Origin of the sequence: Methyloradius palustris (genome assembly GCF_019703875.1) — a bacterium.
GTDB lineage: Bacteria > Pseudomonadota > Gammaproteobacteria > Burkholderiales > Methylophilaceae > Methyloradius > Methyloradius palustris.
The window spans coordinates 1,817,133-1,831,191 of the sequence record NZ_AP024110.1 but is presented as its reverse complement, the minus strand read 5'-3'; the positions used below and the strand labels follow the sequence as shown (position 1 = coordinate 1,831,191).

Sequence of the window (14,059 nt, the reverse complement as noted above, 5' to 3'; positions counted from 1 at the left end):
GGTAGTATTGGAGAGATGTCATGACCATAGATATGACGCAGTTTTATCAAGTATTCTTTGAAGAGTGCGATGAATTGCTGGCTGAAGCCGAGCGCCTGTTAATGGCGCTTGATATTGATCATCCAGAGTCTGAAGATCTCAATGCTATTTTTCGCGCTGCACACTCTATCAAAGGTGGCGCCGCCACTTTCGGCATGACCGATATGACCGAAATCACCCATGTTCTTGAATCCCTGCTCGATAAAATTCGTAAAAATGAAATGGCTTTAACTGCCGAGCATGTAGAGGCATTTCTTTCAGCAAAAGATATTCTGCAGATGCAAGTCGATGCGCATCGCGCGAACGATATGGATTCGGTGGATGCAGATGCCGTCAATAGTGTGCGCGCTACTTTGCAGGCGCTTTCACTAAAAGGTGATGGCACTAAACCTGTTGTGAAGCCAGTTGAGCCTGCACCTGTTGTTTTAGCTACTCCAGTCGCTACGCCCACTATTGAAGTACCTGAAGGTAATAAGCTGTTTCATATCGGCTTGCCTACAATGCCCGAGAAAGATGTAACTAACCTAGAAGCTGAGTTAGGCTTACTGGGTACAGCCAGCCTGCATAAAGATGCGGCTGGAAAAGTCACGATTAAGCTAGTCACCCAGAGCTCTGCAGACGATATTGTTGCTATCTGTTCTTTTATTCTGGACCCTGACGATTTAGTGATTACTGAGCAGTCACAGAGCGCGACTGCAAAACCTTCAGAAGTCCAATCAACTGATTCCGCTGCTGAAATACCTGCAGGTAGCAAGTTATTTGTGCTTGGCTTGCCAGCATTATCCGCTAAAGACTTAACTAATTTACAGTCTGAATTAGGCTTAATCGGCACAACCAGCCTCAATCAAGATGCAGCAGGCAAAGCGACGTTGCACCTAGTTACTGAAGGTTCGGTAGAAGATATTATTGCAATCAGCTCGTTTATTTTAGATCCAGATGATTTGACTGTCACAGAGCAATCCCAAGCACAAATGGCCGCCGCCTCAGCAGCTAAAGCCCCAGAAAAAATTGAAGAGGATGAGGGTTTTGGCTTTTTTGTGCCGATTACTCCACCTGTTGAAGCGGCCCCTGCACCAGCTGCTAGCGCTGACGGCGCATCAGCAGCCACAGATAAAGCTCCAACTGCTAAACGTGAAGTACCAAAAGCGCCAGCTGCCAATGCGCAAGAAAGTACCTCAATTCGCGTGGGTGTAGAAAAAGTTGATCAGTTGATTAACCTGGTTGGTGAATTGGTCATTACACAAGCCATGATTGAGCAGCGGGTCAGCAAGCTTGACCCGATCGCCAATGAAGACTTGGTCAACAGCATTGGTCAACTCACACGCAATACACGTGACTTGCAAGAGGCCGTAATGTCTATCCGCATGATGCCGATGGACTATGTATTTTCGCGCTTTCCCCGCATGGTGCGCGATCTTGCCACCAAGCTGGGCAAGAAAATTGAATTTGTCACCGAGGGCGCAACAACAGAGTTAGACAAAGGTTTAATTGAGCGAATTATTGACCCGTTAACCCATTTGGTGCGTAACAGCGTTGACCATGGTATTGAAATTCCCAGCGTGCGCCAGAGCACTGGTAAGAATGAAGCTGGCCGCTTAGCGCTCTCTGCCATGAATCGTGGTGGCAATATTGTGATTGAAGTATCAGATGATGGCGCAGGCTTGAATCGCGAACGTATTCTTAGTAAAGCCAAGCAGTCTGGCCTGCCAGTCACAGATACCATGCCTGATTCCGACGTATGGCAGTTGATCTTTGCCCCTGGGTTCTCAACAGCAGAAGTAGTCACTGACGTATCTGGCCGAGGTGTTGGCATGGATGTCGTCAAGCGTAACGTGAGTGCCATGGGCGGCGTGATCGACATCCGCTCTGCACCTGGTTTTGGCACGACCATGTCAATTTCACTCCCGCTCACACTTGCTATTCTGGACGGCATGTCAGTATCGCTGGGCGACAGCCTGTATGTGATTCCATTGAATTCAATCATCGAGACCATTCAACCAAAAGCCGAAGACATCAAGACCGTCACAGGTGCTGGCTTGATGGTGCACATGCGTGGAGAATATTTACCAATTATTCCGCTACACACTTTATTTAATCAGCCAACGACCGTTACTAATCCTACCTTGGGCGTATTAGTGATTATTGAATCTGAAGGTAAAAAAGCCGCATTGTTTATCGATGGATTAGTTGGTCAGCAGCAAGTAGTCATCAAAAGTCTGGAAAGTAATTACCGCAGAGTGCCTGGCGTATCAGGTGCCACTATTATGGGCGATGGTTCTGTAGCGCTGATTTTAGATGTGCCATCCATTATAAAAATGGGGCAATACAATAATTTAGAGGGGGTTTACCAATGAATACAACATCCACTATTGAGCAAGATGCAGCCGCTACTGGGCCATCAAAGGAATTCCTGACTTTTGTGTTAGGTGATGAATCTTACGGCTTGGAGATATTAAAAGTACAAGAGATTCGCGGTTATGACACTGTGACCAAAATTGCGAACACCCCCCCATTTATCAAAGGTGTGATTAACCTGCGCGGCCGCATTGTGCCTATTGTTGACCTGCGTATTAAGTTCCATTTGAGTAAAGTAGATTACGATGAGTTTACTGTGGTGATTATTCTGAACTTAAGCGGCCGTGTCGTTGGTATGGTGGTTGATGGCGTATCAGATGTCATGAATTTACAGGCTAGCCAGATACGTGAAGTGCCAGATATCGTTTCAAAGATCAATACCAGTTTCATCACGGGCTTGGCTTCCATTGAAGAAAAAATGTTCATTCTTGTGGATATCGAACGGCTGATGACCAGCGAAGAGATGGAGCTAATGGATCAGGCCGCTACCCATTAAATGAATCTCAACAGGCATGCACATATAAATAGAAATACTTGAATGTTAAAAGTATTGGTTTCAGGAGAGTAAAAATGAAATTAACAGTCGCAGGTAGAATTAAATTACTGATATTAATTGCTGCGCTAGGCTTAATTGCTTTGACCGTATTGTCTTATCACGAAATAAAAACTGTTTATAGTAAAAGTGAAGACCTTGCCAATAATTTTATTCCAAGTGTTACCAAGCTTGACGTAGTGAATGGTAATTTCTTACGTATTCGTATTAACCTTATAAAACATGTTGCAAGCAATGAGCTAGATAAAAAGCAATTTAACGAAGTCCGCATCACTAAACTAAAAGCCGACCTCTATCAGGCGTTAGATACCTATGGAGGTGGTTTAATTGCCGATGAGGAAGATAAGCGTTTATTTGATGCTGATAGTGCAGCACTTAAGGATTATTTTGCAACTGTAGATAAGGTGTTGAGCCTCTCTAAACAGTCGCTTTCAAATCCAGAAGGTATAGACGCTGCGAAACAGGCGCTGGATGTCAGCGAGAAGCAGGCGCTGGAAATTAACAAGACGATCGAAGCGCACATAAAATATAACAATGATAATTCTAGCGAGGCAATTAAAGCAGCGGCAGTAGCTAAAAATTCAGCACTGAATCTGTCTATTGTTATTGTGATTGCTGCTTTAATTATATTAGCCGTCGCTGGTTTTATCGTACTTAAAAGTATTTTGCGCGAATTGGGAGACGAGCCCACCAAATTAGCGTCACTAGCGCGCAGCTTTGCGGCAGGGGATTTATCAGCCGAGATCAAAGTACCTGACACTGACAAGACCAGTGTTGCCTACTCTATCCGCCGCCTGCAAAAGACCCTCAAAGGCCTGATTGACTCACTCCAATATGTCAGTGCCGCACATGACAAAGGCGACATTGATGAAACCCTCAAAGCCGAATACTTCGAAGGCGTATTCAGGGAAGTTGCCCAAGCTATCAACACCATGGTCGCTGGCCACGTCAGCATGAACCGCAAAGCCATGGACGTTGTTGCCTCCTTTGGCGAAGGAAACTTTGATGCCCCGTTAGAGAAATTCGCTGGTAAGAAAGCCTTTATCAACGACACCATTGAGAAGGTCCGCACTAACATCAAGAGCTTTATTGCCGACATGCAACAAATGTCCTCCAACCATGCCGTAGGCGAGATTGACGTCATGATCGACGTCAGCAAATACCACGGTGACTACGCCACCATGGCCACTGGCGTGAATAGCATGGTCTCTGACTACATTGATGTGCAAACCAAATCCATGGCCGTTGTCACCGCCTTTGGCCAAGGTAACTTCGATGCCCCACTGGATCGTCTGCCTGGTAAAAAAGCCGCCATCAACGACACCATCGAACAAGTCCGCGCCAACCTCAAGAGCCTTATTGCTGACGTCAGCCTGCTGGCCGAAGCTGCCGTCGCTGGTCAATTACAAACCCGTGCTGATGCCGGCAAGCATCATGGTGATTTCCGCAAGATCGTTGATGGTGTTAACCACACGCTAGACGCCGTCATAGGCCCACTCACCGTCGCTGCCAGCTATGTAGACCAAATCTCCAAAGGTGTTATCCCTAACAAGATCACCGAACACTACAACGGCGACTTCAACAGCCTTAAAGACAACCTCAACACCTGTATCCAAGCCATCAATGCCTTGGTTGATGACACCAAGATGCTTGTAGCCGCTGCAGGTGAAGGACGCATCCAGACCCGTGCTGATGTTACCAAGCACCTAGGTGACTTCCGTAAGATCGTAGAAGGCGTGAATGAAACCCTGGAGATGATCGTCAGCCCAATCGTCACCGTTAAGGGTGCCGCCGAAGCTATCAGCACCGCCACCAAAGAGATCGCCCAAGGCAACTCAGACCTCAGCCGCAGAACAGAAGACCAAGCCTCTTCACTAGAAAAGACAGCCGCCAGCATGGAAGAGCTTGCCAGCACCGTTAAACAAAATGCTGACAACGCCAAGCAAGCCAACCAGCTCGCCTCAGCTGCCTCTAACGTTGCAGTTAAGGGTGGTCAAGTGGTCGCTGAAGTCGTCACCACCATGAGCTCCATCAATCAGAGTGCGCGCAAGATCGAAGACATCATCTCCGTTATTGACGGTATTGCCTTCCAGACCAACATCCTCGCCCTCAATGCCGCGGTAGAAGCTGCAAGAGCAGGCGAACAGGGTAGAGGCTTTGCCGTGGTTGCTGCAGAAGTGCGTAACCTCGCCCAACGCTCAGCCGGTGCTGCCAAAGAGATCAAAGAGCTTATCAACGACTCCGTCAGCAAAACTACTGAAGGCACTGCCCTAGTTGAGAACGCAGGCAAGACCATGGAAGAAGTCGTCAACTCCGTCAAACGCGTCTCCGACATCATTGGTGAGATCGCAGCAGCCAGTCAGGAACAAAGTGCAGGTATTGCCCAGGTCAATGACGCCGTGATCAAGATGGATGACATGACGCAACAGAACACTGCACTGGTAGAACAAGCCGCAGCTGCAGCTGAATCGCTCATGGAACAAGCCAATGACATGATGCAAGCTGTCAGTGTATTTGTGATTGAAGGCAGTGTGAGACCTAACAGCAACAAACACTCATCCGCTATTCCCTCCAGCTACAGACCACAAGCCATGAGTGCAGCGCCTGCGATTGCAGCACCAGGCATGAACAGTTCAGCGAGAGCGATCCCACCAAGTGCTGCTAAAGTGATCCCAACCACGGGCACTAATAATGATGATTGGGAGGAGTTTTAGAGGCTAAGTTGTAAATGATATGTGCCTTACTGTTAGCCAATTGTAAAAGGTGTTAACTAATTGAAAGATAATTAAAGATTGCCCTAAATTAAACGTAGTTGCTAGGGATGGCTAGAAGAGCGCTTGAGTCTTACAAAAGCATTGCTAGTTAATCCTTAACCCTACATTAATTTATGGAGCTGAATCATGAAATTTAACTTATCTACTTTAGTATTAACCGCACTAGTTTCTGTATACGCTGCGAATATTTCTGCAGCAGAAGTTTGCAAAGTATCAATGATGGGTCGCGTATGTTATGACGATGCTGCAGCTTCGACAGAAACATCTGCACACATGAAGGGCGATGCAGTAGCTGAAGCTAAAAAGGTAGAAGTAGCGGGTACAAAAACTGCAGCAAATGATGTGAAGAAGTAATTGAACTGGAATCAAAGCATAGTGAAGAAGATTAGGCGGAGCGCCATGTATAACTCGATATAAGAGTTAAATCAGGCTCTCCTCCTGATTTTATTACTAAAAATAATAATTAAACTATCATTATCTTTTTAATCATTGATAGTTTGTAACGGAGAAGAGCATGACGGTTGCTAAGCGTATGTATTTGCTGATGTTTGTTGTAGCTTTAGGTATTTCAGCACTTGTAGGCACGGGGTTATATCAAATTAACCGCGTTTATCAGATTGCCAACTATCCCAACACAAACTCATTTCCCAGCGTATTTCTGCTAGATAAAGCCTTGGCGCAGTTTGAAGAGGTAAATAGTCTGGTTTGGCAGCATATGACCAATACTGACAATGCAAAAATGTCAGAGATAGAAGTCAAAGTTGCAGCGAAACATAAAGAATTAACCGACTCGCTGAAAGAGTACGAAGATACGTTAATTGCCGATCAGCAAGATGGTGAACTGCTGAAAAAGGATAGAGAAGCGCTCGCCAAATTTGATGAAATGGCGGGTAATGTGCTCACTGACTCGCTTGCCAATAAGAAAAATGAAGCAAGAGATATTTTGCTGGCAAATATAGAAACAATCCGTGGCGTCCAAGCTGCATTAAATAACCATAGGCTATATAACTCTGGCCTCGCTGCCACAGGTGCTAAAGAAGCTGAGCGGATTAAGTCTGCTGCAACCACGACAGCCTTTTTGATTGGGCTTGCTGCACTCGCAGCAGTTTTAGGTCTTGGCCTTTATATTGTTCGCAATTTGCTGAAAGACCTAGGAGACGAGCCCACCAAATTAGCGTCACTAGCGCGCAGCTTTGCGGCAGGGGATTTATCAGCCGAGATCAAAGTACCTGACACTGACAAGACCAGTGTTGCCTACTCTATCCGCCGCCTGCAAAAGACCCTCAAAGGCCTGATTGACTCACTCCAATATGTCAGTGCCGCACATGACAAAGGCGACATTGATGAAACCCTCAAAGCCGAATACTTCGAAGGCGTATTCAGGGAAGTTGCCCAAGCTATCAACACCATGGTCGCTGGCCACGTCAGCATGAACCGCAAAGCCATGGACGTTGTTGCCTCCTTTGGCGAAGGAAACTTTGATGCCCCGTTAGAGAAATTCGCTGGTAAGAAAGCCTTTATCAACGACACCATTGAGAAGGTCCGCACTAACATCAAGAGCTTTATTGCCGACATGCAACAAATGTCCTCCAACCATGCCGTAGGCGAGATTGACGTCATGATCGACGTCAGCAAATACCACGGTGACTACGCCACCATGGCCACTGGCGTGAATAGCATGGTCTCTGACTACATTGATGTGCAAACCAAATCCATGGCCGTTGTCACCGCCTTTGGCCAAGGTAACTTCGATGCCCCACTGGATCGTCTGCCTGGTAAAAAAGCCGCCATCAACGACACCATCGAACAAGTCCGCGCCAACCTCAAGAGCCTTATTGCTGACGTCAGCCTGCTGGCCGAAGCTGCCGTCGCTGGTCAATTACAAACCCGTGCTGATGCCGGCAAGCATCATGGTGATTTCCGCAAGATCGTTGATGGTGTTAACCACACGCTAGACGCCGTCATAGGCCCACTCACCGTCGCTGCCAGCTATGTAGACCAAATCTCCAAAGGTGTTATCCCTAACAAGATCACCGAACACTACAACGGCGACTTCAACAGCCTTAAAGACAACCTCAACACCTGTATCCAAGCCATCAATGCCTTGGTTGATGACACCAAGATGCTTGTAGCCGCTGCAGGTGAAGGACGCATCCAGACCCGTGCTGATGTTACCAAGCACCTAGGTGACTTCCGTAAGATCGTAGAAGGCGTGAATGAAACCCTGGAGATGATCGTCAGCCCAATCGTCACCGTTAAGGGTGCCGCCGAAGCTATCAGCACCGCCACCAAAGAGATCGCCCAAGGCAACTCAGACCTCAGCCGCAGAACAGAAGACCAAGCCTCTTCACTAGAAAAGACAGCCGCCAGCATGGAAGAGCTTGCCAGCACCGTTAAACAAAATGCTGACAACGCCAAGCAAGCCAACCAGCTCGCCTCAGCTGCCTCTAACGTTGCAGTTAAGGGTGGTCAAGTGGTCGCTGAAGTCGTCACCACCATGAGCTCCATCAATCAGAGTGCGCGCAAGATCGAAGACATCATCTCCGTTATTGACGGTATTGCCTTCCAGACCAACATCCTCGCCCTCAATGCCGCGGTAGAAGCTGCAAGAGCAGGCGAACAGGGTAGAGGCTTTGCCGTGGTTGCTGCAGAAGTGCGTAACCTCGCCCAACGCTCAGCCGGTGCTGCCAAAGAGATCAAAGAGCTTATCAACGACTCCGTCAGCAAAACTACTGAAGGCACTGCCCTAGTTGAGAACGCAGGCAAGACCATGGAAGAAGTCGTCAACTCCGTCAAACGCGTCTCCGACATCATTGGTGAGATCGCAGCAGCCAGTCAGGAACAAAGTGCAGGTATTGCCCAGGTCAATGACGCCGTGATCAAGATGGATGACATGACGCAACAGAACACTGCACTGGTAGAACAAGCCGCAGCTGCAGCTGAATCGCTCATGGAACAAGCCAATGACATGATGCAAGCTGTCAGTGTATTTGTGATTGAAGGCAGTGTGAGACCTAACAGCAACAAACACTCATCCGCTATTCCCTCCAGCTACAGACCACAAGCCATGAGTGCAGCGCCTGCGATTGCAGCACCAGGCATGAACAGTTCAGCGAGAGCGATCCCACCAAGTGCTGCTAAAGTGATCCCAACCACGGGCACTAATAATGATGATTGGGAGGAGTTCTAAAACCTGATAAGTTATTGCTCAAGGCCGCTCAATCAAGGGCCTTTGAGTACATTAAAGCAAGCAATATGAACTTTGTTGTTGCCATTCAAAAGCTACATTAAGTTTTACAACAACAGTTTGTAAAGAAAGAGAATGTTTTGGACGCTCGTGAGTTTGAATTTACCCCGCATGATTTTGCGACTGTACGTAAGCTAATTTATGAGCGTGCGGGCATTTCATTGTCCGAAGCTAAAACTGATATGGTCTACAGCCGATTGGGGCGCCGTTTAAGAGTTTTAGGCTTAAATTCGTTCAAGACATATCTTGAATATCTGCAAAATGAAAAGAACCCAGATGAGTGGGAAGCTTTTACCAATTCATTGACGACTAACCTCACGTCTTTTTTTCGTGAGGAGCATCATTTTCCGATTTTGATGGAGCACATACAGCACATCAAAACGCCTATCACCATCTGGTGTTCTGCAGCATCAACAGGCGAAGAGCCATACACCATAGCCATGACCGCCTGTGAGGCTTTTGGCACACTAACGCCGCCAGTCAAAATCATTGCAACCGACATTGATACCAACGTACTTGCCACCGCTGCCCGCGGCGTTTATCCCGAGGATAGATTGAGCAAAATGTCAGCAACTCGCTGTAAAACCTTTTTTCAGCGAGGCAAGGGTTCACAAGAGGGATTAGTGCGCGTTAGAAACGAACTGCGCGAGATGATCACCTTTCAGCAATTGAATCTACTAGCGGATACTTGGCCATTAAGAGAGCCTTTTGACGCCATTTTTTGCCGCAACGTCATGATCTATTTTGATAAACCTACGCAGGCAAAAATTCTTGCCAAGTTCGTCCCATTGATGAAACCTGAAGCAATCTTATTTGCAGGACATTCCGAGAACTTTTTGTATGTCTCAGATGCATTAAAGCTCAGAGGCAAAACGGTATATGAATTAAGCAAGCCAGGAATGGCAAGCGGCAAACCAAAATTGTTCACGCAAAGAGATGAGGCTGATCTCGCATGAGTAGCCTAGCGAATGAAGAAATCTCAACCTCGCTTTATTACGACCGTACTTTTGATTGTAATGCGGCGAAAATATCGCCTGGAGAGTATTACTATACTGACCAAGATATGGTCATTGTGACGGTGTTAGGCTCATGCGTATCCGCGTGTATTCGTGACAGAGTCTCAGGTATCGGCGGTATGAATCATTTCATGTTGCCTGATGGTGCAAGCTCAGACCGCGATAGCCCAGTGTCAGAATCCATGCGCTATGGCACTTATGCTATGGAAGTATTGATCAACCAGTTGCTTAAAGGTGGCGCAAGGCGCGAGAATCTCGAAGCAAAAGTGTTTGGTGGCGGTAATGTGTTGCGTGGTTTTACTACTATGAATGTAGGTGAGCGTAACGCAAACTTTGTATTGAGGTTTCTGAAAACTGAACAGATCAAGGTTGTGGGTGAAGACTTGAATGATATATACCCACGTAAAGTGTATTTTTTCCCGAAAACTGGGCGGGTATTAGTCAAAAAACTCAGGCAACTTAATAATGACACTTTGCTCAAGCGCGAAGAGTCTTATGCAAACCGTTTGAAAACAGATTCAGTGGGTGGAGAAGTCGAGCTTTTCTAGCTTGATCGTTAATGAATAACGAGACAATAAAATGAAAATAAAAGTACTTGTGATTGATGATTCGGCGCTCATACGTAGCTTGTTGAGCGAGATTATTAACAGTGAGCCAGACATGGAGGTGGTGGCAACTGCACCTGACCCCATTATCGCGCGCGATTTAATCAAGCAGACCAACCCAGACGTGCTGACGCTAGATATTGAAATGCCCAAGATGGATGGTCTGGATTTCCTCGAGCGTTTAATGCGTTTGCGCCCCATGCCCGTGGTCATGGTCTCTACATTGACAGAGCGTGGTTCAGAAATCACCATGCGCGCACTGGAGTTGGGCGCTGTTGATTTTGTGACCAAGCCCAAGCTTGCCATTATTGACGGCATCCGTGAATACAGTGATTTGATTGTTGATAAAATTCGCGCGGCAGCACAGGCCAAGATATTTGCCAGAACCATAGAATCCAGCAAATCACTCACCCCTACAAAATCCACCTTGCCCATGGTGGGCAACAATCTCATCAGTAGTGAAAAGCTGATTATTATTGGGGCTTCAACTGGCGGTACTGAAGCGATCAAGGCCTTTTTGATGCAAATGCCATCAGACTGCCCAGGCATATTAATCACACAGCACATGCCGCCTGGTTTTACCAATTCTTTTGCCAAGCGCTTAGATGGCTTATGTAAAATTTCAGTCAGCGAAGCACAAGGTGGAGAGCGCATATTGCCTGGACATGCGTTTGTTGCCCCTGGCCACTCACATTTGCAACTGACCCGCAGTGGCGCTAACTACATGACCAAATTAGATGATGGCGAGCCAGTGAATCGCCACAAGCCTTCAGTCGATGTATTGTTTGAATCAGCCGCGACTTACGCAGGCAAGAACTGTATTGGCGTAATACTCACCGGCATGGGTAAAGATGGCGCTGCGGGCATGTTAAAGATGAAAGAGGCTGGCGCCTATAATTTTGCGCAGGATGAAGCCACCTGCGTTGTGTTCGGCATGCCCAAAGAGGCGATTGCAGCGGGTGGTGTTGATGATGTTGGCCCGCTCGATGAGCTGCCGCACAGAGTGATGGATCATCTCGCACGCTACGGCACACGTTCATTGCGAGTATAAGGATTTAGCTATTTGGCACTGGCGTTAAGTCAGCCAGTTTAGTCATGTAACATTAGATTTATAAATGTGAATCAACAAAATTGATTAAGATAGCTGTATGAACATTATTGAATTAAAGATGGAGTAATTGATGGCAAACCCCAATACCAAATTTCTTGTCGTGGATGACTTCTCAACCATGCGACGGATCGTCCGCAATCTATTAAAAGAGCTAGGCTACACCAATGTAGAAGAAGCTGAAGACGGCGTGATGGGGCTCAATATGTTGAGAAATGGTGATTTTGAGTTTGTGGTCTCAGACTGGAATATGCCGAATATGGATGGCCTGACCATGCTCCAACAAATACGCGCTGACCCAAAGCTTTCCAAACTGCCAGTATTGATGGTGACAGCTGAGGCCAAGAAAGAAAACATTATCGCTGCCGCACAAGCTGGCGCTAATGGCTATGTGGTGAAGCCTTTTACTGCTGCTACGCTGGAAGAAAAGTTAGCAAAAATATTTGAAAAGCTAGAAAAAGCGGGCGGTTAATATGACAAATGAGTCCACCCAGTCATCTGTCACAGAAGTAAGCAGCGAGATACTCAGCCCGCAAGATGAGGTGCTGAATCGTATTGGGCATCTGACCCGTAACTTGCACGATAGCCTGCGCGAGCTAGGTTTCGATAAGTTACTTGAAACCGCTGCAAATGATATTCCTGATGCGCGTGATCGCTTGAAATATGTCGCACGCATGACCCAACAAGCAGCAGAAAAAGTACTGAATGCCACTGATCTGGCCAACCCCTTGCAAGACCAGATTTCAGAAGGCGCTACTAGCCTGCAAGCTCAATGGTTAGCCATCAAAGCTACACCATCGCTTAAAACTGATTACGATAAAGTGGTCGATGAAACGCTGGAATACTTGGGTAAAACAATAGAGAGTACCAGTGCTACTAAAGCCCAGTTGATGGACATCATGATGGCGCAGGATTTTCAGGATTTAACTGGTCAAGTCATCAAAAAAGTCACTGAAATCGCGCAAAGTATCGAGCAGCAGTTAGTGCAAGTGTTGATTGATTTCACCCCAGGCGCACCAACGGTCGCTAAAGAGGCTGATAACGGCTTGATGAATGGCCCGCAGATTGCACCTGAAGCAGCGCCAGAGCTTGTGGTTGCAAATCAGGAGCAAGTGGACGACTTGTTGGATAGCCTCGGCTTCTAGGTAGCAAAGGCTTTGAGCATTAAAGCCCAGTTTTGAATTGCGAGCTTAGCTTTTCAAGCCAATTAGATTCATAAAGAGTCGCAGTCCAAGAGCCACAACGCCCAAAGCTAGCACGCTGGCAAACCATATCAATACCAGCCAGCCCACACGCTTAAACCACAGTTTGAATCTTGATTCTGTGGTTTCTTGCAAGCTACCGTTTGGTTGACTAGTGATACCCATCACCATGTCGCACTTTTCCACGGAACACGTAATAAGCCCACAAGGTATAACCCAAAATCATGGGGATAATGATCAGCATGCCAACCAAGGCAAACGACTGACTTTGTGGTGGTGAAGCCGCCTCCCAAATCGAAATGCCAGGCGGGATAATGTTGGGGTATATGCTGATACTCAAGCCAATAAACCCGAGTAAAACTAGCGCCAGTGCAGATAGAAATGGTCCGCTATCTGAGCCGCTACGCAGTGTCTTAGCCAGAAAAATCAAGCTGACTATCACCAGAATTGGTACTGGCGATAAGTAGTAGAAGTTGGGTAGGCTAAACCAGCGGTGTGCAATGTCCGAGAATTCGAGCGGTGTCCAAATACTGATAATCGAGATGGCGACAATAACCAAGCCAGCCAATGGCCAAGTGAGCTCAGTCATGCGCTTTTTAAGCTCGCCTTCAGTTTTCATAATCAGCCAAGTGCTGCCAAGGAATGTATAGGCAATCACCACACCAATGCCTGTGAATATCGCGAATGGGCTTAACCAGTCTAGCGAGCCACCTGCAAACTCGCGGTTAACCACGGGTATGCCATGAATATATGCACCAGCAACTACGCCCTGAAAGAACGCTGCGGTGACTGAGCCACCTATAAAGGCTTTATCCCAAATATGCCGTTCATTATCAGGGGCTTTAAACCTGAATTCAAAGGCCACGCCACGGAATATCAAACCCAATAGCATGAAGATAATCGGCAGGTACAGCGCGCTTAATACCACTGAATAGGCGAGGGGAAATGCCGCCATCAAGCCAGCGCCACCGAGCACCAACCACGTCTCATTGCCATCCCACACTGGGGCGACTGTATTCATCATTACATCGCGGTCGCCGCGGTCTGGCAGAAATGGGTAGAGCATGCCTATGCCGAGGTCAAAGCCGTCCATCACCACGTACATCAATACGACAAAAAATATCACGATGCCCCAAATAAAGGAGAGATCAAAGCTCATG

General features: G+C 47.1%; 12 protein-coding genes. 10 read left to right on the top strand and 2 right to left on the bottom strand.

Annotated features, from left to right (window positions below; genetic code table 11):
- Positions 1-20: 20 nt before the first annotated feature.
- From ZMTM_RS08785 to cheZ, 10 genes are all read left to right on the top strand, one after another.
- Positions 21-2,393, top strand: a complete 2,373-nt coding sequence (locus ZMTM_RS08785; protein WP_221763523.1) for a chemotaxis protein CheW — start codon at positions 21-23, stop codon at positions 2,391-2,393.
- On the top strand, positions 2,390-2,890 hold the full coding sequence (locus ZMTM_RS08780) for a chemotaxis protein CheW (RefSeq protein WP_221763522.1): 501 nt from the start codon (positions 2,390-2,392) through the stop codon (positions 2,888-2,890). Before ZMTM_RS08785 ends, ZMTM_RS08780 begins: the two co-directional genes overlap by 4 nt.
- 74 nt (positions 2,891-2,964) lie before the next feature.
- A complete protein-coding gene (locus ZMTM_RS13555) occupies positions 2,965-5,661 on the top strand; it encodes a methyl-accepting chemotaxis protein (protein WP_221763521.1) in 2,697 nt (898 codons plus the stop codon).
- A gap of 186 nt (positions 5,662-5,847) precedes the next feature.
- Positions 5,848-6,075: a hypothetical protein gene (locus ZMTM_RS08770; protein ID WP_221763520.1), complete on the top strand. Its 228-nt coding sequence runs from the start codon at positions 5,848-5,850 to the stop codon at positions 6,073-6,075.
- Between the two features lie 160 nt (positions 6,076-6,235).
- The gene (locus ZMTM_RS13550) at positions 6,236-8,911 is read left to right on the top strand and encodes a methyl-accepting chemotaxis protein (RefSeq protein ID WP_221763519.1); all 2,676 of its coding nucleotides are present in this window, start codon (positions 6,236-6,238) and stop codon (positions 8,909-8,911) included.
- Positions 8,912-9,048: 137 nt separating this feature from the next.
- Complete coding sequence (locus tag ZMTM_RS08760; protein WP_221763518.1) at positions 9,049-9,924, top strand: CheR family methyltransferase; 876 nt, start codon at positions 9,049-9,051, stop codon at positions 9,922-9,924.
- Positions 9,921-10,532: a chemoreceptor glutamine deamidase CheD gene (gene cheD, locus ZMTM_RS08755; protein ID WP_221763517.1), complete on the top strand. Its 612-nt coding sequence runs from the start codon at positions 9,921-9,923 to the stop codon at positions 10,530-10,532. The genes ZMTM_RS08760 and cheD overlap by 4 nt, the downstream gene beginning before the upstream one ends.
- A 31-nt stretch (positions 10,533-10,563) precedes the next feature.
- A complete protein-coding gene (locus ZMTM_RS08750) occupies positions 10,564-11,640 on the top strand; it encodes a protein-glutamate methylesterase/protein-glutamine glutaminase (protein WP_221763516.1) in 1,077 nt (358 codons plus the stop codon).
- A 130-nt stretch (positions 11,641-11,770) separates the two neighbouring features.
- Positions 11,771-12,169, top strand: a complete 399-nt coding sequence (cheY, locus tag ZMTM_RS08745) for a chemotaxis response regulator CheY (RefSeq protein WP_221763515.1) — start codon at positions 11,771-11,773, stop codon at positions 12,167-12,169.
- A gap of 1 nt (position 12,170) precedes the next feature.
- Positions 12,171-12,842, top strand: coding sequence for a protein phosphatase CheZ (gene cheZ / locus ZMTM_RS08740; protein WP_221763514.1), 672 nt, complete (start codon positions 12,171-12,173; stop codon positions 12,840-12,842).
- Between the two features lie 45 nt (positions 12,843-12,887).
- On the opposite strand, the gene ZMTM_RS08735 is transcribed toward cheZ, so the two are convergent.
- Both ZMTM_RS08735 and cydB read right to left on the bottom strand, forming a co-directional pair.
- Complete coding sequence (locus ZMTM_RS08735; RefSeq protein ID WP_221763513.1) at positions 12,888-13,064, bottom strand: DUF2474 domain-containing protein; 177 nt, start codon at positions 13,062-13,064, stop codon at positions 12,888-12,890.
- On the bottom strand, positions 13,051-14,058 hold the full coding sequence (gene cydB / locus ZMTM_RS08730; RefSeq protein WP_221763512.1) for a cytochrome d ubiquinol oxidase subunit II: 1,008 nt from the start codon (positions 14,056-14,058) through the stop codon (positions 13,051-13,053). Before cydB ends, ZMTM_RS08735 begins: the two co-directional genes overlap by 14 nt.
- Between the last annotated feature and the right edge of the window lies 1 nt (position 14,059).